General features: G+C 71.2%; 21 protein-coding genes and 1 riboswitch. Of the genes, 4 read left to right on the top strand and 17 right to left on the bottom strand.

Translation table 11 applies throughout. From position 1 onward, the window contains the following. Positions 1-62: 62 nt before the first annotated feature. Positions 63-482 (bottom strand): MarR family transcriptional regulator, encoded by a 420-nt coding sequence (locus ACZ7L7_RS02400; protein WP_471591679.1) that lies wholly within the window; start codon positions 480-482, stop codon positions 63-65. 125 nt (positions 483-607) lie between these two features. Here ACZ7L7_RS02400 and ACZ7L7_RS02395 point away from each other — a divergent pair, with 125 nt between their 5' ends. Beyond that, positions 608-1477: an alpha/beta fold hydrolase gene (locus ACZ7L7_RS02395; protein WP_472074450.1), complete on the top strand. Its 870-nt coding sequence runs from the start codon at positions 608-610 to the stop codon at positions 1475-1477. Between the two features lie 7 nt (positions 1478-1484). On the opposite strand, the gene ACZ7L7_RS02390 is transcribed toward ACZ7L7_RS02395, so the two are convergent. After that, positions 1485-2678, bottom strand: coding sequence for an MBL fold metallo-hydrolase (locus tag ACZ7L7_RS02390; RefSeq protein ID WP_285513939.1), 1194 nt, complete (start codon positions 2676-2678; stop codon positions 1485-1487). Positions 2679-2843: 165 nt separating this feature from the next. On the opposite strand from ACZ7L7_RS02390, the gene ACZ7L7_RS02385 reads away from it, so the two are divergent. Beyond that, positions 2844-4022, top strand: coding sequence for a Glu/Leu/Phe/Val dehydrogenase dimerization domain-containing protein (locus ACZ7L7_RS02385; protein ID WP_285513938.1), 1179 nt, complete (start codon positions 2844-2846; stop codon positions 4020-4022). Between the two features lie 53 nt (positions 4023-4075). Beyond that, positions 4076-4696 carry a TetR/AcrR family transcriptional regulator gene (locus ACZ7L7_RS02380; protein WP_285513937.1) on the top strand — a complete coding sequence of 207 codons (621 nt, stop codon included), beginning with the start codon at positions 4076-4078 and terminating at the stop codon, positions 4694-4696. Between the two features lie 123 nt (positions 4697-4819). Here ACZ7L7_RS02380 and ACZ7L7_RS02375 read toward each other — a convergent pair whose 3' ends face one another. Beyond that, positions 4820-5605: an SGNH/GDSL hydrolase family protein gene (locus tag ACZ7L7_RS02375; protein WP_285513961.1), complete on the bottom strand. Its 786-nt coding sequence runs from the start codon at positions 5603-5605 to the stop codon at positions 4820-4822. 229 nt (positions 5606-5834) lie between these two features. Next, positions 5835-6782, bottom strand: coding sequence for a LysM peptidoglycan-binding domain-containing M23 family metallopeptidase (locus tag ACZ7L7_RS02370; RefSeq protein WP_285513936.1), 948 nt, complete (start codon positions 6780-6782; stop codon positions 5835-5837). A 4-nt stretch (positions 6783-6786) separates the two neighbouring features. After that, positions 6787-6954: riboswitch (cyclic di-AMP (ydaO/yuaA leader) on the bottom strand. A 454-nt stretch (positions 6955-7408) separates the two neighbouring features. Between ACZ7L7_RS02370 and ACZ7L7_RS02365 the strand changes: the two genes are divergently transcribed. After that, entirely contained in the window at positions 7409-8194 is a 786-nt protein-coding gene (locus ACZ7L7_RS02365; RefSeq protein ID WP_285513935.1) for a tyrosine-protein phosphatase, read from the top strand. 21 nt (positions 8195-8215) lie between these two features. On the opposite strand, the gene ACZ7L7_RS02360 is transcribed toward ACZ7L7_RS02365, so the two are convergent. The 13 genes from ACZ7L7_RS02360 to hpnC all read right to left on the bottom strand — a co-directional run bounded on the left by ACZ7L7_RS02360 (position 8216) and on the right by hpnC (position 21780). Then, a complete protein-coding gene (locus ACZ7L7_RS02360) occupies positions 8216-8338 on the bottom strand; it encodes a DUF6126 family protein (protein ID WP_093717978.1) in 123 nt (40 codons plus the stop codon). Beyond that, on the bottom strand, positions 8335-8958 hold the full coding sequence (locus ACZ7L7_RS02355; RefSeq protein WP_285513934.1) for a helix-turn-helix domain-containing protein: 624 nt from the start codon (positions 8956-8958) through the stop codon (positions 8335-8337). The genes ACZ7L7_RS02360 and ACZ7L7_RS02355 overlap by 4 nt, the downstream gene beginning before the upstream one ends. Positions 8959-9033: 75 nt before the next feature. Continuing rightward, positions 9034-10419 (bottom strand): aspartate aminotransferase family protein, encoded by a 1386-nt coding sequence (locus ACZ7L7_RS02350; protein ID WP_472074446.1) that lies wholly within the window; start codon positions 10417-10419, stop codon positions 9034-9036. Next, positions 10416-12308 (bottom strand): 1-deoxy-D-xylulose-5-phosphate synthase, encoded by a 1893-nt coding sequence (dxs, locus tag ACZ7L7_RS02345; RefSeq protein ID WP_285513932.1) that lies wholly within the window; start codon positions 12306-12308, stop codon positions 10416-10418. Before dxs ends, ACZ7L7_RS02350 begins: the two co-directional genes overlap by 4 nt. 26 nt (positions 12309-12334) lie before the next feature. Next, the gene (gene ispG / locus ACZ7L7_RS02340; protein WP_285513931.1) at positions 12335-13492 is read right to left on the bottom strand and encodes a flavodoxin-dependent (E)-4-hydroxy-3-methylbut-2-enyl-diphosphate synthase; all 1158 of its coding nucleotides are present in this window, start codon (positions 13490-13492) and stop codon (positions 12335-12337) included. A gap of 4 nt (positions 13493-13496) precedes the next feature. Further along, complete coding sequence (gene hpnH / locus ACZ7L7_RS02335) at positions 13497-14519, bottom strand: adenosyl-hopene transferase HpnH (RefSeq protein WP_285513930.1); 1023 nt, start codon at positions 14517-14519, stop codon at positions 13497-13499. Positions 14520-14524: 5 nt separating this feature from the next. After that, the gene (locus ACZ7L7_RS02330; protein WP_285513929.1) at positions 14525-15166 is read right to left on the bottom strand and encodes a phosphorylase family protein; all 642 of its coding nucleotides are present in this window, start codon (positions 15164-15166) and stop codon (positions 14525-14527) included. Further along, positions 15166-17154: a squalene--hopene cyclase gene (shc, locus tag ACZ7L7_RS02325; protein WP_285513928.1), complete on the bottom strand. Its 1989-nt coding sequence runs from the start codon at positions 17152-17154 to the stop codon at positions 15166-15168. The genes ACZ7L7_RS02330 and shc overlap by 1 nt, the downstream gene beginning before the upstream one ends. 118 nt (positions 17155-17272) lie before the next feature. Beyond that, on the bottom strand, positions 17273-18406 hold the full coding sequence (locus ACZ7L7_RS02320) for a polyprenyl synthetase family protein (RefSeq protein ID WP_472074443.1): 1134 nt from the start codon (positions 18404-18406) through the stop codon (positions 17273-17275). After that, on the bottom strand, positions 18406-19800 hold the full coding sequence (gene hpnE / locus ACZ7L7_RS02315; RefSeq protein WP_472074441.1) for a hydroxysqualene dehydroxylase HpnE: 1395 nt from the start codon (positions 19798-19800) through the stop codon (positions 18406-18408). Before hpnE ends, ACZ7L7_RS02320 begins: the two co-directional genes overlap by 1 nt. Continuing rightward, positions 19797-19937 carry a DUF6380 family protein gene (locus ACZ7L7_RS02310; protein WP_285513925.1) on the bottom strand — a complete coding sequence of 47 codons (141 nt, stop codon included), beginning with the start codon at positions 19935-19937 and terminating at the stop codon, positions 19797-19799. The genes hpnE and ACZ7L7_RS02310 overlap by 4 nt, the downstream gene beginning before the upstream one ends. After that, on the bottom strand, positions 19937-20887 hold the full coding sequence (gene hpnD / locus ACZ7L7_RS02305) for a presqualene diphosphate synthase HpnD (protein WP_471427955.1): 951 nt from the start codon (positions 20885-20887) through the stop codon (positions 19937-19939). Before hpnD ends, ACZ7L7_RS02310 begins: the two co-directional genes overlap by 1 nt. After that, positions 20884-21780 (bottom strand): squalene synthase HpnC, encoded by an 897-nt coding sequence (hpnC, locus tag ACZ7L7_RS02300; RefSeq protein WP_285513923.1) that lies wholly within the window; start codon positions 21778-21780, stop codon positions 20884-20886. Before hpnC ends, hpnD begins: the two co-directional genes overlap by 4 nt. Between the last annotated feature and the right edge of the window lie 231 nt (positions 21781-22011).

Below are 22011 nucleotides of genomic sequence, written 5' to 3'. Positions count from 1 at the left end.
CGTACGACAGCCGCGCCGCACCGACGCAATCCGCACCGCACCGGCGCATCAGCCGTCTGCGGCTACCGCGCCGCGTCCCGCATCCCGGTCAGGAAGTGCCGTACGGCCGCCAGTTCCCGCTCGTCGTACCCCCGCACCAGGTCCACCGCCCGGTCGATGAGCGGCCCGAAGTGGGACCGTCCGAGAGCGACCGCCCGCTCGTCGACCTCGACGGTGATCCTGCGGCGGTCCCGCTCGTCACGAACGCGCCGCACATGTCCGGCCCGTTCCAGCCGGTCGATCAGCGCCGTGGTGCCCGCGGAGTTCAGCCCGAGCGCGGCGCCCAGGCGTCCGGCGGTCATCGCCTCGCCGGCGCGCGCGGCGTCCATCAGCACGATCAGTGCGCGCACGTCCGTGGGGTGCATGTCGTTGAGCTGGGCGAACCGGGCGCTGTGCCGACCCAGTTCGACGACCACGGCGCGCAAGAGATGCACGATCTCCATCTCCGGCCCGGGATCGTCCTGTTCGACGGGGTGCGCACGCGTTCCCTCCGCCACGGACCGCCACCTCCCTTATTATCTCGCTCAGCGAATACCTTGCTGAGCGAGATAATAAGGGGGCTCCGCTCATGAGCGCTCGTGACACGTACGACGCCGACGGTTTCCGCGCGGCTTACGACAAGGTCCTGGCCAAGTGGCCGCCCGCGCGCGAGACGGCGACTGTCGCCACGCCGTTCGGCGCGACGCACGTGAACGTATGCGGCCCGGTCGACGGGCCGCCGGTCGTTCTCCTGCCGGGCGGCGGGGGCGCGACCTCCGCGGCCTGGTACCGGCAGGCCGCGGAACTTTCCCGCACCCGCCGGGTGTTCGCCGTCGACCTCGTCGGCGCCCCCGGCCGCAGCGTGCCCGACCGGGACCGCCGCCTGCGGACGGTCGCCGACGTGTCGGCCTGGCTGGACGCGCTCTTCGACGGCCTCGGAGTGACGGCGGCCGACTTGTGCGGGCATTCGTACGGCGCCTGGCTCGCGCTGCATCACGCGCTGCGCGCGCCCGCGCGGGTACGCCGCCTGGTCCTGCTGGACCCGACCCAGTGCTTCGCCGGGTTCCGCCCGGGCTATCTGCTGCGCGCGCTGCCGTCGCTGGTACGGCCCTCCCCCGGCCGGGTCCGCGCCTTCCTGGAGTGGGAGACCGGGGTTGCCGCCCTCGATCCCGCCTGGCTCGCTCTTGAAGAGGCGGCCGCCGGTTTCCCCTCCGTCCGGCCCGTGACCGGGCCGCGTCCGGCGGCGCAGGCGCTGCGCGGCCTGGACCTGCCGGTCCTGGTGCTCCTGGCCGGAGGGAGCAGGACGCATGACGCCGTGAAGGTGGCCGCCCGCGCGGAGGCCCTACTGCCGCGTGCCGAGATCACCGTGCTGCCGGGCGTCTCCCATCACGCGCTTCCGCACGGCGCCCCGGCGGAGGCGGACCGTCGCCTCCTGGACTTCCTGAACCGGCCTCGGTAGGCCGGTGTCACCGCTCGCCCAGGAGATCGAGGTCGTCGGTGCGCGGCCCGGCGGCGGGCTGCGCGGGCCGGGGACGGCGCCAGGTGTGCGGGACCGGCTGCGACACGGACCGCCACCAGGGCTGGACGGGGAACAGGCCGCCGGGCTCGAAGGGCTCGCCGGGCCGGGGGAACGCGGCGGCCTGTCCGGCCTCCTCCGCCGCGTCGCGGGTCCACTCGCCCGGTTCCGCCCACGCGTGCGTGGCGAGGTTGAAGGTGGCCCAGTGGATGGGCAGGAGCACGCCGTGCGGGCGGCCGCCCTGGAGGTCGAGGTGGGCGCGCAGGGCCTCCTCGGGGGTCATGTGGATGTCGGGCCAGAACTCGCTGTACGCGCCGAGCTGGATCATCGTCGTGTCGAACGGACCGTGCTCGGCGCCGATGTCCTTGAAGCCGTCGAAGTAGCCGGTGTCCCCGCTGTGGAAGATGCGGTGCTCGGAGCCGGCGACCGCCCAGGACGCCCACAGGGTGTGCTGGGTGTTGCGCATGCCGCGTCCGCAGAAGTGGCGGGCCGGGGTGGCGGTGAGGGTAAGTCCGCCGATCTTGGTGGACTCGTGCCAGTCCAGCTCGCGCAGGCGGTCGGCGGAGACGCCCCAGTGCTCCAGGTGGGCGCCGACGCCGAGCGGCACGGCGAAGACCGTGTCGGTGTCAGCGAGTGCCTTGATGGAGGGCAGGTCCAGGTGGTCGTAGTGGTCGTGCGAGATCACGACCACGTCCACCGGGCCGAGCGCGGCCAGCGGCAGCGGTACGGGGTGCAGCCGCTTGGGGCCGACGAAGGAGAACGGGGAGCAGCGCTCGCCCCACACCGGGTCGAAGAGCACCCTGTGGCCGTCGATCTCGGCGAGCACACTGGAGTGGCCCATCCAGGTGATCCGCAGGCCGGTGGCCGGCGGGCGGGCGAGGTCGGCCAGGGTGGTGGGGTGCACGGGCACGGTGCCCTGGGGTGAGCGGCGCGGGCGCTCGTCCTTGGCGAAGAAGACCTTGGCGAAGTCCAGCGTCGAGCCGGAGGGCCGGGTGCGTGTGACGCCGCCGGGGTTCTGGAAGACGCCGTCCTTGAAGTGGGGCGATCTGCGGATGCGCTCCATGCGCTCGCCGGTCGGGTCCGCGCCGAAGGCCGCCGGCTCCAGCGCGCGGAGCACGGAGCTCAGGGGACGGGAACCGGTCACGCTACCTCCAGGTGGAGTTGTCCAGGCATCTCATTATCGTCGGCTCCTGTCACAACGATCGTCGACGGATTCCTGTTCCTGCTGAACGGCCATGGATGCCGCGCTGTGCGTTGACAGTGCGCGAGCCCGATCCCGATACTGAATAGCAATTCAGTAAGGAGCCCCATGACCACCCCTCTCCTCTCCCTCACCTGGACCGACCACATCACTGGTCACCAGGGGTTTCTCGTGATCGACCGGCTGGTGCGCGGGGTGTGCAGCGGCGGTCTGAGGATGCGCGAGGGGTGCACGCTCGACGAGGTGACCGGTCTCGCCCGCGGCATGTCCATGAAAGAGGCGCTGCACTACGAACCGGAGGGCCGCTACGTCCCGCTCGGCGGCGCCAAGGGCGGTATCGACTGCGATCCGCGCGATCCGGCGGCGTACGGACTGCTGGTGCGCTATCTCCGGGCGGTACGGCCGTACGTGGAGAGCGTGTGGGCCACCGGCGAGGACCTCGGACTGAGCCAGGACCTGGTGGACCGGGCGGCCGCCGAGGCGGGCCTGGTCTCCTGCGTCCAGTCCGTGTATCCGCTGCTGGACGACGAGGAGGCGGCCCGGCGGCGGCTGGCGGACGCCTTCGCCGTGGAGGTGGACGGCGTCGGGCTCGACGCGCTGGTCGGCGGTTGCGGGGTGGCCGAGGCCGCGCTCACGGCGCTGGACCGGGCCGGGGTGCCGTACGCGGGCACGCGCGTGGCCGTGCAGGGGTTCGGCACCATGGGCGGGGCGACGGCCCGTTTCCTCTCCCGCGCGGGGCTGACGGTCGTGGCGGTCGCCGATCTCAAGGGCACGATCGCCAGCCCGGCCGGGCTGGACGTCGAGGCGCTGCTCGCCGCGCGCGACGCGTACGGCCTCGTCGACCGCGCCGCGCTGCGCCCCGGTGACCGTGAACTGCCGGGGGACGCCTGGCTGTCGGCGGAGGCGGAGGTACTGGTGCCCGCTGCGGTGTCGTACGCCGTCGACACCGTGAACCAGGAGCGGATCACCGCCCGCTGGATCGTCGAGGCGGCCAATATGCCGGTGCTGCCGGAGGCGGAGGCGCTGCTGGCGGCGCGGGGCGTCACCGTGCTGCCCGATGTCGTGGTCAACTCCGGCACCAACGCCTGGTGGTGGTGGACCCTGTTCGGCGACATCGGGCCCGACGCGCGGGAGGCCTTCGCCCACACCCGGCGTGCCATGCGCGCGCTGACCGAGCAGATGCTCTCCCGCGCGGAGGCCGACGGCACGTCGCCGCGGGCGGCGGCGCACGCGATCGCGGCGGACCGGCATCCGGTGATCGAGGAGAGGTACGGCCAGTACAGGTGACCGCCCCGGGGCGGGCCGGGGCCGCGCGGGCCTCACGGGTTAGGGTGTGCGCCGTGGCGAGGGTGCGGTTGAGTGTGGCGGAGCGGCGCGAGGAGTTGCTGCGGGCCGCCATCGAGCAGATCGAGGCGCGGGGCGTGTCCGCGGTGCGGATCGCCGACGTGGCGTCCGCGCTCGGAGTGAGCAACGCGCTGGTGCTGTACCACTTCTCCACCAAGGAGAAGCTGGTCGCCGAGGCCTTCGCGTACGCCGCCGAGGACGACCTCGCCCACCTCCGCAAGCTCCTCGGCCGCCGTACGACCGCGCTGCGCCGCCTGCGCGCGGCCGTCCGCTGGTACGCCCCCACCGGCCAGGCCAAGGGCTGGCGGCTGTGGATCGAGGGCTGGGCGGCGGCGCTGCGCGAACCCGCCCTGCGCGAGGTCACCCAGTCCCTCGACCGCGAGTGGAAGGCCGCCATCACCGAGGTCATCGCCGAGGGCGTGGCCGCGGGCGAGTTCCACTGCCCCGACCCCGCGAGCGCGGCCCTGCGCCTGACCGCCCTCCTGGACGGCCTCGCCGTCCAGCTCACCTCCTACCCCGGCTCCCTCTCCCGCGCCCGCGCCCGCGAGTGGGCGGACGAGGCGCTGGCCAGGGAACTGGGCGTGGCGCGGGCGGAGTTGTCGACCGCCGCGCGCTGATCCGGGGCCGGTGGCCCACGGCGTCGGCCCGCCCCTCGTCGGGACGGGCCGTACCTGATGCCGTACGCGCGCGTGCGTGACTCCCCCGCCGTCAGCCCGCCCGTCGGGTCCCGGGCGCGCGGCTCAGACCGCCGCCTCGATGCGCATCTTGATGTCGTCCGGGGACAGGTGGCCCTTGGCCGTCACATGGTCGCCGGAGGACTCGCCGCGCAGGCGGCGGCCGATCCAGGGGACCAGGTACTCGCGGGCCCAGTGGACGTCGTCGCGACGGATCTCCAGGGTGCCGCGGGGCGGGAGCGGGGGCCAGGGCTGGTCCGGGTCGGCGGGGACCTCCAGGCCGAGGACCTGGCCCGCGCGGAGCGCCACGCGTGTGTGACCCTCGGGAGACAGGTGCAGCCGGTCGTCGTCCCACGCCCGGCGGTCCTGGACGGTCTTCAGCGACCACAGGTCGAGCACCGGGAAGCCGTACCGGTCCGCGATCGACCGTACGTGCATGTTGTACGTGGCGATCTTGCCGCGCAGATGCTTCAGCACGGGCACGCCACGGGTGTCGAAGCCGGTCGTCACCAGGACGGTCCCGGCGGTTTCGGCGAGCCGGGCCACCGCCCGCTCGAACCGCTCGGCCAGTTCGTCGGGGTCGGTGCCGGGCCGGATGATGTCGTTGCCGCCCGCACAGAACGAGACGAGGTCCGGGGCGAGTTCGCATGCCCTCGGCACCTGGTCCGCCACGATCTGGTCCAGCAGCTTCCCGCGCACCGCGAGGTTCGTGTAGCGGAAGTCGCCCTCGGGCCGGCGGTCCGCCAGCAGCACGGCGAACCGGTCCGCCCAGCCGACGAAGGCTCCGTCGGGGCCAGGGTCGCCGACGCCCTCGGTGAAGCTGTCCCCCACCGCGACGTACGACCCGATCACTGTCTCGTTGTCACTCTTCGAATCGTCTGCCACATCGGCCCATGATTCACCTTCGAATGTGACCTACGCGACCGTAGGCAGGGGTTGACGGGCGGTGAGATAAGCCACTCCAAGACCTTGGCCAAGTCCGGAATAGAACCAGGTCGGCAACGCCGAAGGCCGGACCCGGGGATCGTGGGTCCGGCCTTCGGCGGCGTGTCAGGGAGGGTGCCGTGCGGCGGGCGGTCCGTCAGCCGATGGAGACGCCCTTGGCGCGGAGGTAGGCGATCGGGTCCACGTCGGAGCCGTAGTCCGGCGTGGTGCGGATCTCGAAGTGCAGGTGCGGTCCGGTGGAGTTGCCGGTGGTGCCGGACAGGCCTACCTGCTGGCCCGCCGTCACCGACTGGCCGCTGGAGACGGACAGCGAGGACAGGTGGGCGTACTGGGCGTAGTGACCGTCGGCAAGCCGGATGACGACCTGGTTGCCGTAGGCCCCGGCCCAGCCGGCCGAGACGACGGTGCCCGCGCCGACGGCCTTCAGCGGGGTGCCGGACGGGACGACGAAGTCGGCGCCGGTGTGGTAGCCGCTGGACCACATGCTGCCCGCGACCTTGTAGGCGGTGCCGACGCCGGCGCCGGCGACCGGGGCGGTGAAGCCGGTGGCGGTGGCCGGGGCGGCCTGCGTGGTGGTCGCGGCCTGCGGCGCGGAGGACTGCGCGGGCGCCTTGGGCTTCGCGGGCGCCGACGGCTTCGCGGCGGACCGCGTGGCGGACCGGGAGACCGACTTCTCGGCGCGGTCCGTCGAGGCGGCCTTCTTGTTGATCGACAGCTTCAGGCCGGGGTGGATCAGCGACGGGTCGTCGCCGACGGCCTCGCGGTTGTCCTGGTACAGCTTCTGCCAGCCGCCGCGCACGTCCTGCTCGTTCGCGATCTTCGAGAGATAGTCCCCGGACCGCACGGTGTAGATCTTCGTGGCCGCCTTCTTCGCGGACTTCTTCGCCGTTTCCTTGGTGTCGACCGACTTCGTCGACTGCACCGACTGAACGGCCTTTTCCGGAACGGACTGCGACGGGGCCGCGTGGGCGCCGGTGGCACCCAGGAGCGGGAGGGCGAGTGCGGCGCCACCGGTTCCGGCGGCGGCGATTCCACGGGTGATACGCAGGGTCTTGGGACGGCGGTGCTTACCCTTCGCGGGCATGGCGAATTCCTCTCCGGCGCCTACGAGGTGAGCTGTCGGGTGCGGACTGGAGATGTCCGGCCGCGCGCTGGGCGCGACTTGACCCCAAGCCTGTTCCGGAGACCGGACCAGGCGGTGGTGCCTGTGGGTCCCCCGCTCCTGCCGTGCACGGGTGAGTGTGCGGGATCACGAGCGGCGGCAGGATTCGGCGTCCGCTCGGATTGGTGGCGAACGTAAGCGACCAAGACGCAAAGGGACAAGCAGAAGGTTCCACCCGAAGGCATTCCTCTTGATCCCTTGCCGGAATTCACGGTCACTTTCCGTGCATTACCTGATGATCGGCTCCGGCAAATACCCTTGAAAAGCGCATGAATTACGTGGACATGACGGACGACTCACCGTCACGGATATGACGCTCCTCACGTGACACTGCTCCAGACTCCTTTATTCCAGAGCGAGTTGGAATGAAGCACACCCAAGGCCACTGAAGAGCAATTAAGGTTCTAATTCGGACAGGGGATGAATGGACCGATATCGGAGCTGTTCGTCCGTTTTGCTACCTTCCCGCTGTCGCCGGTATCGATGTCGTATCGTCAAGGCGTGCCCGCCGACGACACGAGCCGGCGGAACCGGTGGGAGGAGCCCAAGTGACGCAGCAGGTCCCGTCGACCGAGCCGGAGCTGGCCGGAGTTCGCAACTTCCGGGATGTGGGCGGACTGCCGACCGTGGACGGACGCCGGGTACGACAGGGCGTGCTGTTCCGCAGTGGGCATCTCGCGCACGCGACCGAACAGGACGCGGCGTTCCTCGGCTCCCTCGGTCTGCACACGATCTTCGACTTCCGCAACGCGGCGGACCAGAAGCTGGAGGGCCCCGACGTCGAGCTGACCGGGGTGCGCAATGTGAACCTGCCGCTGTCCGACCCGGCGGACGGCGCCGAGTTCTGGAAGATGGTGCGCGACGGCGACATCGAACAGCTGCGGGAGATCCTGGCGGACGGCAAGGCCGCGAACCGCATGATCGAGTCGTACCGCATGATCATCAAGGAGCGCACCGCCGAGCACTCCCAGGTGCTGCTGGCCCTCGCCGAGGACAGCGTCCCGGCCCTGATGCACTGCGCGGCGGGCAAGGACCGCGCGGGCCTGTCGATCGCGGTGACCCTGCTCGCCCTGGGCGTGGAGCGGGACGCGATCCTCGCCGACTACCTGGAGTCCAACGCCAAGCACCGCCGCTACAAGGTGAAGCGCAACAACAGCCACACCCCCGAAGTGATGGAGCTCCTCAGCCCCCTCTTCGACGCCCGCGCCGAGTACCTGACGGCGGCCTTCGACACGATCGAGGAGACCTGGGGCGGGGTGGACCCCTACCTGGAGCAGGCCCTGCGGGTCACCCCCGCCGTCCGCGAGCGCCTGCGCGACCGCCTCCTCGACTGAGCCGGGCGCCGTTCGCGGCCGCTACTGCTTCGCACCCAGCTCGAAGAGCAGGTAGATGAACGCCGCGAAGACATGCCCCACCGCGATGTAGATGATCAACCGCACCCACAGGGCGCGGGGGAACTTCTCCTCCATGTCGGTCATGGCATGTCTCCGTGGTGTGAGGTCGCGGGTCCGCCCAGGCACAGGGCGGAGGTGGGGCTCTGCAGCAAGGTGTGGACGAAGAGCAGCTCCACCCCGTCCGGGTCCTGCGCGGCGATCCGGTGCGGGGTCAGGGAGTCGAAGTGGGCGCTGTCCCCCGGGGCCAGGCGGTACGTGGTGTCGCCCAGGCGCAGGCGGAGGCGGCCGGTGAGGACGTAGAGCCACTCCTCGCCGGGGTGCACCCGCACGATGTCGCCCTGGGAGCCGTAGGGGACGTGCAGGCGCAGCGCCTGCATGCCGCGGCCGGGGGCGCCGGCCTGGCGGTACGTCCACCCCCCGGCGGCCGTCGGTTCCATCTCGGCGCCGCGGACGACGGCGTCCCGGTCGGCGACCGTCTCGCCGAGCAGTTCGGAGACCGTCGTACCGTAGATGCGAGCGAGTGCCAGCAGCATCGGCAGCGAGGGCTGGCGGTGTCCGGTCTCCAGCCGGGAGAGGTGGGCCGGTGACAGTCCGGCGGACGCTGCCGCGGCCTCCAGCGTGAGGGCGGCCCGGCGCCGGAGATCACGCAGCCGCGGCGCCACCGCGGACAGGTCGTCGGGCGGCCCGGTCTCGGGAGAGCTCATGCTCTCCATTCAGCAGGATATTTGCCTCTGCGGCAAATTTCTTGCCTCAGAGGCAAAACCCTTCAGTCCTGCCGGTCAGCGGTTCGCCACCGCCTGCTTCACCAGCGTCTTGCCGAAGTCCCACATCAGCCCGCCCCCGCTGTGCGCGTCGTCCATCACCTCGGTGAACGCGTCCACGAACCGCTCCACCTCCCGCTCGCCGATGATCAGCGGCGGGATCAGCTTGATCACCTCCAGGTGGTCGCCGGAGACCTGGGTGAGGATCCGGTGCCGCTGGAGCAGCGGGACCACGACCATCTGCGCGAACAGGCCCTTGCGGGCGGCCTGGAGCATGGTCCACCGGCTGCGCAGCTTCAGCGAGGAGGGCCGGCCGAACTCGATGCCGATCATCAGGCCCCGCCCGCGCACGTCGGCGAGCAGCTCGTACTTGTCGGTGAGGGCGGCGAGCCGCGTCTTCAGCAGCTCACCCGTCGCGCGGGCGTTCGCGACGATCTGCTCGTTCTCCATGACGGTCAGCACCGCGAGCCCGGCCGCCATGGCCTGGGCGTTGGAGCCGAAGCTCGCCGAGTGCACCAGCACCCGGTCCATCGACGAGTAGACCTTCTTGAAGATCCAGTCCTTGCCGAGGGTGGCGCCGACCGGGACATACCCGCCGGACAGAGCCTTGGCCACGCACACCAGGTCCGGCTCCACGCCGTCCTCGTGCTGGTAGGCGTAGAAGTCCCCGGTGCGGCCGAGGCCGGTCTGCACCTCGTCGGCGATGAGCAGCGCCTTGTGCTTGTGCAGCAGTTCCTGCGCGGCCCTGAGATAGCCGGGCGGCGCCTCGTGCACGCCCTTGCCCTGGATCGGCTCCACGATCAGGGCGGCGACGTCCCCCTTCTTCAACTCCCGCGCCAGTGCGTCGAGATCACCGAGCGGTACGGCGGTGTCGGGGAGCAGCGGGGCGAAGCCGTCGCGGAAGCCGTCCTCGCCGTTGACGGACAGGGAACCGGTGGTCAGGCCGTGGAAGGCGTGCTCGCAGTACAGGACCCTGGGCCGGCCCGTGGCGCGGCGGGCGAACTTCAGGGCCGTCTCGACGGCCTCGGTGCCGCTGTTGCCGAAGAACACCCGGTCCAGGTGCGGGCTGTGCGCGAGCAGCTTCTCGGCGAGCAGTCCGGGCAGCGGCTGGCAGTCGAACCGGGTGAGGTCGGCGAGGGAGAGGTCCAGGACGTCGTGCAGGGCCTTGCGGACCACGGGGTGGTGGCGGCCCAGCCCCATCACCCCGAACCCGGCGAGCATGTCCAGGTAGTCGGCGCCCTCGGCGTCGTAGAAGTAGGCGCCCTCGGCGCGCTCGTAGACCTTGTCGAAGCCGATGGTGTGCAGCATGCGCGGGAGCTGGTGGTTGAGGTACTTGCCGTGCAGCTCGTAGCGCTCGGCTCCGCGCGCGGCCAGCAGCGCGCCGAGGTCGAACTCCGTGGTCATTCCGCTGTCTCCTTGACTGGCTCCTGTACGGCCAGGCTCGCGCTGATCCGGCCCGCGACCTCCACGGGCGTCAGGCCGATGTCGGCCAGTACCTCGCTGCGCTTGGCGTGCGCGAGGAACTGCTCGGGGATGCCGAAGCGCCGCACCGGAACATCGACATCGGCGTCACCGAGGGCGAGTGCGACGGCGGCACCCACTCCGGCGGCACGGCTGTTGTCCTCGACGACGGCCACCAGCCGGTGCCGGGCGGCGAGGCCGGGCAGCTCGGGGTCGACGGGCTTGACCCAACGCGGGTCGACGACCATGCAGTTGAGGCCCCGGGCCTGGAGGAGTTCGGCGGCCTGGAGGCAGACCGGCGCCATCACGCCGACGGCGACCAGCAGCACCTCCGGGTCGGGGTCACGGCGCAGTACGTCCATGCCGCCGATCCGGTCCAGGGCCGGGATCTCGGGGCCGACGGTCTCCTTCGGGAAGCGCACCAGGGTGGGCGCGTCGTCCACCGCGACGGCCTCCCGGAGCTGGGCGCGCAGTTGGTCGGCGTCGCGCGGGGCGGCGATCCTGAGGCCGGGGACGACCTGGAGGATGGACATGTCCCACATGCCGTTGTGGGAGGCGCCGTCGACACCGGTGACCCCGGCCCGGTCCAGCACGAAGGTGACCCCGCAGCGGTGCAGGGCGACGTCCATCAGGAGCTGGTCGAAGGCCCGGTTGAGGAAGGTGGCGTACACGGCGACGACGGGATGGACGCCGCCGGTGGCCAGGCCCGCCGCGGAGACCGCCGCGTGCTGCTCGGCGATGCCGACGTCCCAGACCCGGTCCGGGAAGCGGGCGGCGAACTTGCCGAGGCCGACGGGGTGCAGCATGGCCGCGGTGATGGCGACGACGTCCTCGCGCTCCTCGCCGATCCTCACGATCTCGTCGCCGAACACCGAGGTCCAGGAAGGGCCGTTGGACGGGGCGAGGGGCTCGCAGGTGAGCGGGTCCATCACACCGACGGTGTGGAAGTGGTCCTCCTCGTGGGCGAGGGCGGGTTCGTAGCCGCGGCCCTTCTCGGTGAGGCAGTGGATCAGTACGGGGCCGTGGAAGCGTTTCGCGCGGCGCAGCGCGGACTCCACGGCGCCGATGTCGTGGCCGTCGATGGGGCCCACGTACTTCAGGCCCAGGTCCTCGAAGAGGCCCTGCGGGGCGAAGGCGTCCTTGAAGCCCTTCTTGGCGCCGTGCAGGGCCTCGTAGAGGGTGTTGCCGATGACCGGGGTGCGCTGCAGGACGTCCTTGCCCCAGGCCAGGACCTGCTCGTAGCTGTCGGTGGTGCGCAGGGTGGCGAGGTGATTGGCGAGGCCGCCGATGGTGGGCGCGTAGGAGCGCTCGTTGTCGTTGACGACGATGATCAGCGGCCGGTCCTTGGCGGCCGCGATGTTGTTCAGCGCCTCCCAGGCCATACCGCCGGTGAGCGCGCCGTCGCCGATGACCGCGACGACGTGCCCCTTCTCGCCCTGCACCTGGCGGGCCTTGGCTAGTCCGTCGGCCCAGCCGAGCGCGGTGGAGGCGTGGCTGTTCTCGACGATGTCGTGCTCGGACTCCTCGCGCGAGGGGTAGCCGGACAGGCCGCCCTTGCCGCGCAGCTTGGAGAAGTCCTGACGTCCTGTCAGCAGCTTGTGCACATAGCTCTGATGGCCGGTGTCCCACACGATGCGGTCGACCGGCGACTCGAAGACCCGGTGGAGCGCGATGGTCAGTTCCACCACCCCCAGGTTGGGCCCGAGATGCCCGCCGGTGCGGGCGACCGCGTGCACCAGGAACTCCCTGATCTCGTCGGACAGTTCACCGAGTTCCGCCTCGGACAGCGCCTTCAGATCGCGTGGTCCCCGGATGTTCTCCAGAATCGTCACGTCGGGCCCCCTTCGGTCCGTGCTGCTCAACTCACGGTGACGGCCGGCTCCCCCGACTCGACGCCGTCCTGCTCCATCTGTTCGGCGATCTTCATCGCTTCCTCGATGAGGGTCTCCACGATCCTCGACTCGGGCACGGTCTTGATGACCTCGCCCTTCACGAAGATCTGCCCCTTGCCGTTGCCCGAGGCGACCCCCAGATCCGCCTCCCGTGCCTCGCCGGGACCGTTGACCACACACCCCATGACGGCCACCCGCAGCGGCACTTCCATGCCCTCCAGGCCCGCCGTGACCTCGTCCGCCAGCTTGTAGACGTCGACCTGGGCACGCCCGCAGGACGGGCAGGAGACGATCTCCAGACGCCGCTGCCGCAGCCCGAGCGACTCCAGGATCTGGCAGCCGACCTTGACCTCCTCGGCGGGCGGCGCGGACAGCGACACCCGGATGGTGTCGCCGATGCCGCGGCTGAGCAGCGCCCCGAAGGCCACGGCCGACTTGATCGTCCCCTGGAACGCCGGGCCCGCCTCGGTGACACCGAGGTGCAGCGGGTAGTCGCACTGCTCGGCGAGCTGCTGATAGGCGGCGACCATCACCACGGGGTCGTTGTGCTTGACGGAGATCTTGATGTCCCGGAAGCCGTGCTCCTCGAAAAGGGAGGCCTCCCACAGCGCGCTCTCCACCAGGGCCTCGGGCGTGGCCCTGCCGTACTTCTTCAGCAGCCGCCGGTCCAGCGAACCGGCGTTGACGCCGATGCGGATCGGCGTGCCGTGGTCGGCCGCGGCCCGCGCGATCTCCTTGACCTTGTCGTCGAACTGCTTGATGTTGCCGGGGTTGACGCGTACGGCGGCGCAGCCAGCCTCGATCGCCGCGAACACGTACTTGGGCTGGAAGTGGATGTCGGCGATCACCGGGATCTGCGACTTGCGGGCGATGGTGGCCAGCGCCTCCGCGTCGTCCTGGGTGGGGCAGGCGACGCGGACGATCTGGCAGCCGGACGCGGTGAGTTCGGCGATCTGCTGCAGGGTGGCGCCGATGTCCGACGTACGGGTCGTCGTCATCGACTGCACCGACACCGGGGCGCCGCCCCCGACCGCCACCGGGCCGACGTCGATCCGCCGCGACACGCGCCGCTCGGCGATCGGCCGGACCGGTACCTCGGGTACGCCCAAGGGGATGGCGGTCATGGGGTCACTCCCGGTTTCCGTTGACGGTCTCGCGCATGGCCCGCAGCGACTCCTTCAGGGAGCCCATGGTGGCGAGGACGGCGGTGGGCTCGTAGCCGCAGTGCGCCATGCAGTTGGCGCAGCGCGGGTCCTTGCCGCGGCCGTACTTGTCCCAGTCGGTGTCCTCGATGAGCTCGCGGTACGTCGGGACGTAGCCGTCGCTCATCAGGTAGCAGGGGCGCTGCCAGCCGAACAGGGAGTAGTTGGGGATCGCCCACGCCGTGCACGGGAAGTCGACCTTGCCCTCCAGGAAGTCCAGGAAGAGCGGGGAGTGGTTGAGCCGCCAGCGGCGCCGGTTGCCGCCCGCGAAGGCCTTCTTGAACAGCTCGCGGGTCTGCTCCACGCCCAGGAAGTGCTCCTGGTCGGGTGCCTTCTCGTAGGCGTAGGCGGGCGAGATCATCATCTCGTCGACCTTGAGGTCGTCGTTGAGGAAGTTCAGCACCTCGATGACGGTCTGCGGGGTGTCGGTGTTGAAGAAGGTGGAGTTGGTGGTGACCCGGAAGCCGCGCCGCTTGGCCTCCTTGATGGCCTCCACCGCCTCGTCGAAGACGCCCTCCTTCGCCACGGACTCGTCGTGCCGCTCGCGCAGTCCGTCGATGTGCACGGCGAAGGCGAAGTAGGGCGAGGGCGTGAACTTGTCCATCTTCTTGCGCAGCAGCATGGCGTTGGTGCACAGGAAGACGTACTTCCGCTTGGCCACCAACTGGCGCACGATCTCGTCGATCTGAGGGTGCATCAGGGGTTCACCGCCGGCGATGGACACCATCGGCGCACCGGATTCGAGCACCGCGCCCACGGCCTGGGCGACCGGCATGCGCTGCTTCAGCACCCCGGCCGGGTGCTGGATCTTGCCGCAGCCCTCGCACTTGAGATTGCACGCGAACAGCGGTTCCAGCTCCACGATCAGCGGGAACTTGTCACGCTTGCGGAGCTTTTGTTCAGCCAAATAAGTAGCGACCTTGATGGACTGACGCAGCGGCATGGCCATCTGGCTCACCTCCTGGGGAGCAGCAAAGAACGGTGCCATTCGTAGAAAGCGGGAAGGACCGACCTGAGCACACGGAACGCTGATATTCCCCCGCGCAAGGTGCCGATCCGGACGAGTTCATGTTCTGGAGCGTCCACGACCACCCGTACGGCCGCAACGGGGCGCTCGCCCGCGCGCGCGGCGCTCAGGAGCGTCGCCGCCGACTCCATGTCGACCGCGACTGCGCCGGTCGAGAGCAGATCCGACCGTTCCTTACCACGGACCACGTGATCGGAGCCGGTGACCGGCCCGGTGTGCACGGTGCGTCCCGGGACGGCCCGGCCGAGTTCCTTCACCAGCAGTTCGGTGCCCACACACTCGGTGGTGCCGCGCGGGTCCCGGGTCTCCGCCGCGACCACCAGGTCTCCGGGGTGCATCCCGGGAGCCAGTCCCGCGCAGAAACCGGTGGCGATCACCGCGGCCCCGGCGAGCGCCGGGTCGGCCAGGGCCCGGCCGACGGCCCGTTCGGCCGCCTTGGGGCCCATGCCGGTACGGACCACGGTGACCGGCCCGCCGGGCTCGCCGTGACCGCCGGTGCGCAGCGCGAGGCGCTCGATGCCGAGCGCGCAGGCGATCAGCAGCGGAGCCGGAGCGGGCGGTGTGCTCATCAGCCCCCCTCGGCGCCGGCGAAGGGCTCCCCGTGCACGTACCGGCCGAGCGCGGTGAGCGGGAAGACCTGCCGGTAGAGGTGGTAGTTGATGGAGAAGTCCCAGGGGAAGCCGGTGCCGGTGAAGTACGGCTCGTCCCAGGACCCGTCCTCGCGCTGGGTGGCGGCCAGCCACTCCACGCCGCGCTCGACGGCCTTGGAGTCCCGCTCCCCGGCCGCGAGCAGCGCCATCAGCGCCCAGGCGGTCTGGGACGCGGTGGAGGCGCCCCGGCCGCTCCAGCCCTTGGCGTCCCGGTAGGAGCGCAGGTCCTCGCCCCAGCCGCCGTCGTCGTTCTGGACCGACTCCAGCCAGGTCACGGCCCGCCGCATCGCCGGGTGCGAGCCGGGGATGCCGGCGGCCGCGAGAGCGGGGACCACGGACCCGGTGCCGTAGATGTAGTTGACGCCCCAGCGCCCGAACCACGAGCCGTCCGGCTCCTGTTCGGCCAGCAGCCACTGGATGCCGCGCCTGGTGCGCGGGTCGTGGGCGAGGCCCTCGACGGCGAGCATCTCCACCACGTGGGCGGTGACATCGGCCGACGGCGGGTCGATGACCTCACCGAAGTCGCAGAACGGCAGCCGGTTGGGGAAGGGGCTGGTGTTGTCCACGTCGAAGGCGCCCCAGGCGCCGTTCCTGGACTGCATGCCGAGGTTCCAGCGCACCCCGCGCCCGATGGCCTTCTCCACCCGCTCCGGGTCGTGGTGCCGGACCCGGCGCAGCGCGAGGACCACCTCGGCGGTGTCGTCGATGTCGGGGTAGTTGTCGTTGTGGAACTCGAACGCCCAGCCCCCGGGCGGCAGTCCGGGCCGCTTGACGGCCCAGTCGCCGGGCCGGACGATCTGCTCGCCGAGCATCCAGTCGGCGGCCCTGACCAGTTGCGGATGGTCGGACGGCAGCCCGGCGTCGGCGAGCGCGATGGTGGCCAGGCAGGTGTCCCAGACCGGGGACTGGCAGGCCTCGATCATCCGGGCGCCGTCCTCGCGCCACACGGCGAAACGGTCCAGCGAGGCCAGCCCCTCGCGGATCACCGGGTGCTGGAGGTCGTAGCCCATCAGGTGCAGGGCGATGATCGAGTACACCGCCGGGGGCTGGATGCCGCCCCAGCAGCCGTCGTTCTCCTGCCGCTCGATGATCCAGCGGGCGGCGGTGTGCATCGCGGCCCGGCGCAGCCTGCGGGGGACGACCTTGCGCACCTGGTGCAGTGCCTTGTCCAGGCGCTGGAAGGCGCCGTCCCAACTCGCGGCCGGAGCAAGAGGCCTGGCCGGGTTCGGGTCGGCCGGGTCGGTGTGCAGCTCGTCCAGTGGGAAGGGCGCGGGGCGTACCGGCCGCTTGGCGGAGACGATCGTCAGCGGGACGATGGTCTGCCGGGCCCAGCAGCCGAAGTCGTAGATGTTCAGTGGTACCCAGCTGGGGAACCAGATCAGCTCGGGCGGGAGTTCGGGCAGGTCCTCCCACTTCCACCAGCCGAACAGGGCCAGCCAGATCCGGGTGAAGACCCGGGCGGAGGCGATACCGCCCTGGCTCCGGATCCACTGGGCCGCGCGCGCCATGTGGGGTTCGTCGGGCGCGTCCCCGGCGAGCCGCAGCGCGACGTAGGCCTCGATGGTGGTGGAGAGTTCGCCCGGTCCGCCGTAGAAGGTGGCCCAGGTGCCGTCCTCGCGCTGCTCGCCGCGGATGAACAGGGCGGCGGCACGCGTGGTCGACTCGTCGAGGATGCCGAGGAACTGACGCAGCAGCAGGTCCTCGGCGTCCATGGTGACGTTGGTCTCCAGGTCGCCCTTCCACCAGCCCTGGGCGTCCTGCCGGGCCAGCAGGAAGTCGGTGGCCCGCCGCACGGCGCGCACGGCGGCGTCCTGGACCCCCGCCTCGGCGGGGGTGAGGGTGGTTTCGCTGGCCGCGGCAGCGCGGGGCGGCAGGGCCCCGGTGCTTCCGTCGGTCGTCGCTGTCATGGCTTCCCCTTCGTGCAGTGTGCAAGTGGTGCGTCTGCTGTGGGTCCGCCGTCGGCCGGTGCTGGTCTTCCCGCGACACCGGCCGGCGACTACGCGAGGGCTATTCGACCGATAGTGATCATCTCTTTCGTACGACGACGAAGTCGGCGAGCGCGGTGAACTGCGCCCGCACCCGGTCGGGCATGTCCACGGCGTCGAGGGCTTCGATGGCGATGGTGTGCTGGCGGCGCGCCTCGTCGGCGGTCCACTCGCGTCCCCCGGCCTCCTCGATGAGGGCGGCGCGGGCGGCGAACTCCTCCTCGGAGAAGTTCTCGAAGTCGCTGGCCTTGGCGTCGGCGGCGAGCAGCTCACCGAGCTGCTCGGAGGCCGCTCCGCCCGCCGCGAGCGCGGCCACCACGGGCAGTGACTTCTTGCGCTGGCGCAGATCGCTCCAGGTCTGCTTGCCGGTGGACTCCGGGTCGCCCCAGATGCCGAGGAGGTCGTCCACGGCCTGGAAGGCGAGGCCGAGGTGGTAGCCGTACCTCTCCAGGGTGTCCGCGGTGCGGTCGTCCGCGCCGCCGAGCACGGCGCCGATGGAGCTGGCGCAGGCCAGCAGGGCGCCGGTCTTGTTGCCCTCCATCTCCAGGCACTCCTCGACGCTGACGCGGTCGCGGTGCTCGTAGGAGATGTCCTGGGCCTGTCCGTCGATCAGGGCCCGGGTAGCGGTGGTCAGCCGGCGGGTGGCGCGGCCGGCCTCGACGGTGCCGAGCTCCAGCAGCAGTTCGTTGGCGAGGGCGAACAGGGCGTCGCCGACCAGGATGGCCTGGGCGGGGCCGTGCACCTTCCACACCGTGTCGCGGTGCCGGCGCTGCTCGTCGCCGTCCATCAGGTCGTCGTGCAGCAGGGAGAAGTTGTGCACCAGCTCCACGGCGACCGCGCCGGGGATGCCGACCTCGGGGGCCGCGCCGGTGACCTCGGCGGAGAGCACCGCCAGCGCGGGGCGCACGGCCTTGCCGCCGTCGCCCGCCGAGGGCCTGCCCTCGGCGTCGATCCAGCCGAAGTGGTAGGCGGAAACGGTGTCCATGGGCGGTGCCAGGCGGTCGATCGCCGCCCGCAGCACCGGGGTGGCCAGGGTCCGGCCGCGCTCCAGGAGCGCGGTCACGTCCACCGCGGTCTCTGCAGCGGCCTTCGAGGCCGGGGGCACAGTGGGCACAGTCTCTCCTCTTGTAGCGGTACCGGGGGTGCGGGTGCCTGCCGCGCGCTGATGGAGCATCAGGCCGCCTCCTCGACGTCGAAGAGGTGACGGGGGCGGGGCCGGCCGAGGGCGCCGAGGGCGGCGTCGGCCGCGCTCACACCGCTGCGGACCGCACTCTCCATGGTCGCGGGCCACCCGGTGGCGGTCCACGCTCCGGCCAGGTACAGGCCGGGGGCCTTGGTACGGGTGCCGGGCCGCAGCCGCCCGACACCGGGGGTGGGGGCGAACGTCGCTGTCCGCTCCCGGGTCACGAAGAAGTCCTTCACCCCGGCCTCGCGGGCCAGGGGCAGCAGCCGGGCCAGTTCCGGCAGGTAGCGCTCGCGCAGCTGGGCCACGGGCGCGTCGATGTCGTCGTGCGCGGCGGACTGGGAGACGGCCAGGTACTGGCCCTCGCGCAGCCCGGAGGACTCCGTCCGGTCGAACACCCACTGCACGGGGGTGCCGAGGGCGGCGAAGAACGGGGCACTGAGCACCGGACGGTCGTAGACGACGTGGACGTTCAGGATCGGCGCGGTGCCGATCTCCAGCAGCCGGTCGGGGTCGTCGAGGGCGCCCGTGGGCAGCAGGTCGTGGGCCTCGCTCTGGGCGACCGCGAGGACGACCGCATCGGCCCTCAAGGTCTCGCCGGGAACCTGGACGGCCCAACGTCCGTTCTCGTCAGGGGAGATGGAGGTGACGCGTGTACGGACCTCGGTACGCACGCCCGCGGAGTCGAGCGCCTTGCGGGCCAGCCGGTCGTGCAGTTCGCCCAGCGGGACATGCGCCCATCCGATGTCGGCCGCGCCCGGGTCGGACAGCAGACCGGTCTTGAACACCATCGCGGCGAGCCCCAGGGAGGCGTCGTCCGCGACCGCGTTGAGGGTGGCGACCCCGACCAGGTTCCACAGGGCCTTCACGGCGCGCGGGGACTGGCCGTGCGCGGCCAGCCAGCTGCCGAAGTCCTGTTCGTCCAGGGCCGGGTCGTCGAGGTCGAGCCCCTTCAGCGCGAGCGCGGCACGTCCGACGGCGGCGCGCTCGGTGAGGGAGAGGTGCGGATAGGCGGCGAGGCTGCGCCCCAGATGCAGTGGTACGGGCAGCGGGTCGCGCCGGATCCTGCCCAGCCGTCGCCCCTCGGGCTTGGCGAGATCGAGAACGGGCACGTCGAGACGATCCTGCAGAGGCGCGAGCGCGCTCGCCTCGATCCGGTCGAGGAACCAGCGGTACGCGGTGCAGCAGCGCAGGTAGACGTGCTGGCCGTTGTCGACGGTGAGGTCGCCGCGCTGGAAGGAGAAGGCCAGCCCGCCCAGGCGTGGCCTGCCCTCCAGCAGCGTGACCCGCACCCCGGCGTCGGCGAGTGCCAGGGCCGCGGTGATTCCGGCCAGTCCGCCGCCGACCACGACGGCGTCGCCGCCGGTTGCCCTTCCGTCGGTCATCGTGCGTCCTCCCCCGAACGGCCGTCGCGATGCTTGAACGGTGCACGGTCGGCCGTCTCAGTCAGGGACGCCGACAGGGCTCGGAGGGTTGCGTACCGTTTCTCCCCGGTGGCGTCACCCTGGACCGGACTGTCCATCAGGCCCGCCTCCTGACCGCGCGCCGACTGACATGGCGGGTGTCCAGACCGGACAGACCGCGCACGGCGACGTACGCCTTCTCGCGTCCGGGCAGCGAGACCCGGCCGCGCAGCACGGCCTCCGGTTCACGCTCGATACGGTCCAGCAGCCGGCGGTAGATACCGGCCATGGCCGCGACGCAGGCTCCGCTGCGCCGGTCGAGCATCGGCAGCAGCCGGTAGCCCTCGGCGAACAGGGCGCGGGCCCGCCGTACCTCGAAGTGCACCAGGCCCGCGAAGTCGGCACCCTCGGGCACGGTCGGTGAGGCGAATCCGGCCGAGCAGCCGAACTTGGCGAGGTCGTCGGCGGGCAGATAGGTACGGCCGCCCTCGGCGTCCTCGCGCACGTCGCGCAGGATGTTGGTGAGCTGCAGTGCCAGCCCGAGTGTGTCGGCGTACTCCGGGGCCCGCTCGGCGCCGCGCGCCCCGGGCTCGGTGCCGAAGACGCCGAGCGAGAGCCGTCCGATGGCGCCCGCCACACAGCGGCAGTACACCTTCAGGTCGTCCCAGGTCTCGTAGGTCTCGCCGCGTACGTCCATCAGCACGCCGTCGATCAGCTCGTCCAGGCCCTCCAGCGGGATCGGAAAGACCTCGGCGGCGTGGCTGAGCGCGACCGCGACCGGGTCGGTGTCGTCCTCGTCGACCGCGCCCTCGCGGACCCGGGTCAGCAGGGCCCGGGTCTCCTCCAGCCGGGCGATCTTGACGTCGGGGGCCAGGGCCCCGTCGCCGATGTCGTCGACGCGGCGCGAGAACGCGTACAGCGCCGACATCGCGCGGCGCTTCGGTGTGGGCAGCAGCCTGATCCCGTAGGCGAAGTTACGGGCCTGCTGTCCGGTGACGGCCTCGCAGTAGCTGTAGGCGGCGAGTACCGGTGCGGACGCGTGTGGTGCCAACTCCACGGTCCGGATCACCCCTCTCCTCGCAGAGTCAGGCCCACCTCGCGCAGCAGCTGAATCCTGCCGGGCTTGGGCGGGCCGGGAAGTACGTCGTATTCGGCGGCGGCGATCGCTCGGATCGCCGCCCTTCCCCCCGCCACGAACCCTGCGAGCAGCAGTCTCAGCCTGCCGTGGACGCTACCCACCAGGGGGGCGCCTTCATTCAGGAGATCGTGGGCGCGTTGTGCTTCGTATGCAACCAGTGCGCGCACCGATGCGCCCGCGGTTTTCGTGGCGAGGTCCACCTCCTGGACGTGAAAGCGCTTCATGTCCTCGGCGGGGAGGTAGATCCGGTCACGCCCCAGGTCCTCGGTGACGTCCTGGAGGTGCTCGACGATCTGGAGGGCGGTGCACACGGCGTCGGAGCGGCGGATCCGCTCGGGGGTGGCGGTACCGGTGACGGCGAGGACGAGGTGTCCGACGGGGTTGGCGGACAGTTCGCAGTAGGCGAGCAGGTCGTCGTAGGTCTCGTAGCGGGTGACGAGTTGGTCCTGGCGGTTGGCCTGAATGAGCCCCAGGAAGGGCCCGGGGGTCAGGGCGCGGCGGCGGACCGTGGGCTGCAGACGGCGCAGCAGCGGGTGGCGCGGGGTGGAGTCGAAGACGCGGCGCAGATCGGCTTCGAGGGCGTCCAGCATCAGCAGCCGGTCCGCGCTGTCCGACACACCGAGGAAACGCGCGTCGGCGCCGCCGGGAGCGAGATCGCCGTCACCGATGTCGTCGACCAGACGTGCGAAGCCGTAGACGGCCATCAGATCGGCGCGCCAGGCGCGGGGCAGGAAGAAGGGGGCCACGGGAAAGTTCTCGTGCGCGGCCTTGTCGAGCGTGCCGCGTTCGGTGTCCACGGCGTGCGGCGTGTCGGCGCCCGTCATCGCGGACTGCCCGGAAACGGGACGGCACATGCTGCGTTGAGCTGGGGAGTTTCCGTAGCCATTGCCGTCACATCTCCCGTTCTACACCGCCGACCCAATACACACTATTTCGGACACGCCGCCCGGCCGTCCGCGCGGGCTCCCCGGCAGAGGGTGTGGGGCATTATGGCCCCACTTGCCGCGATTCGGGACCGGTCCAGCTTACGTTGTACAACGCACAGTGGTTTACCG

The organism is Streptomyces sp. NPDC110618 (assembly GCF_055657065.1).
The sequence above is the reverse complement of the archived record's forward strand: the minus strand, read 5'-3'. Positions and strand labels throughout refer to the sequence as shown.

Coding starts and splice junctions, on each gene's coding strand:
- ACZ7L7_RS02400 (WP_471591679.1), bottom strand. CDS start 482: ATGGAGATCGTGCATCTCTTGCGCGCCGTGGTCGTCGAACTGGGTCGG.
- ACZ7L7_RS02395 (WP_472074450.1), top strand. CDS start 608: ATGAGCGCTCGTGACACGTACGACGCCGACGGTTTCCGCGCGGCTTAC.
- ACZ7L7_RS02385 (WP_285513938.1), top strand. CDS start 2,844: ATGACCACCCCTCTCCTCTCCCTCACCTGGACCGACCACATCACTGGT.
- ACZ7L7_RS02370 (WP_285513936.1), bottom strand. CDS start 6,782: ATGCCCGCGAAGGGTAAGCACCGCCGTCCCAAGACCCTGCGTATCACC.
- ACZ7L7_RS02360 (WP_093717978.1), bottom strand. CDS start 8,338: ATGACCGACATGGAGGAGAAGTTCCCCCGCGCCCTGTGGGTGCGGTTG.
- ACZ7L7_RS02355 (WP_285513934.1), bottom strand. CDS start 8,958: ATGAGCTCTCCCGAGACCGGGCCGCCCGACGACCTGTCCGCGGTGGCG.
- ACZ7L7_RS02350 (WP_472074446.1), bottom strand. CDS start 10,419: ATGACCACGGAGTTCGACCTCGGCGCGCTGCTGGCCGCGCGCGGAGCC.
- ispG (WP_285513931.1), bottom strand. CDS start 13,492: ATGACCGCCATCCCCTTGGGCGTACCCGAGGTACCGGTCCGGCCGATC.
- hpnH (WP_285513930.1), bottom strand. CDS start 14,519: ATGGCCATGCCGCTGCGTCAGTCCATCAAGGTCGCTACTTATTTGGCT.
- ACZ7L7_RS02330 (WP_285513929.1), bottom strand. CDS start 15,166: ATGAGCACACCGCCCGCTCCGGCTCCGCTGCTGATCGCCTGCGCGCTC.
- shc (WP_285513928.1), bottom strand. CDS start 17,154: ATGACAGCGACGACCGACGGAAGCACCGGGGCCCTGCCGCCCCGCGCT.
- ACZ7L7_RS02320 (WP_472074443.1), bottom strand. CDS start 18,406: ATGCTCCATCAGCGCGCGGCAGGCACCCGCACCCCCGGTACCGCTACA.
- hpnE (WP_472074441.1), bottom strand. CDS start 19,800: ATGACCGACGGAAGGGCAACCGGCGGCGACGCCGTCGTGGTCGGCGGC.
- ACZ7L7_RS02310 (WP_285513925.1), bottom strand. CDS start 19,937: ATGGACAGTCCGGTCCAGGGTGACGCCACCGGGGAGAAACGGTACGCA.
- hpnC (WP_285513923.1), bottom strand. CDS start 21,780: ATGACGGGCGCCGACACGCCGCACGCCGTGGACACCGAACGCGGCACG.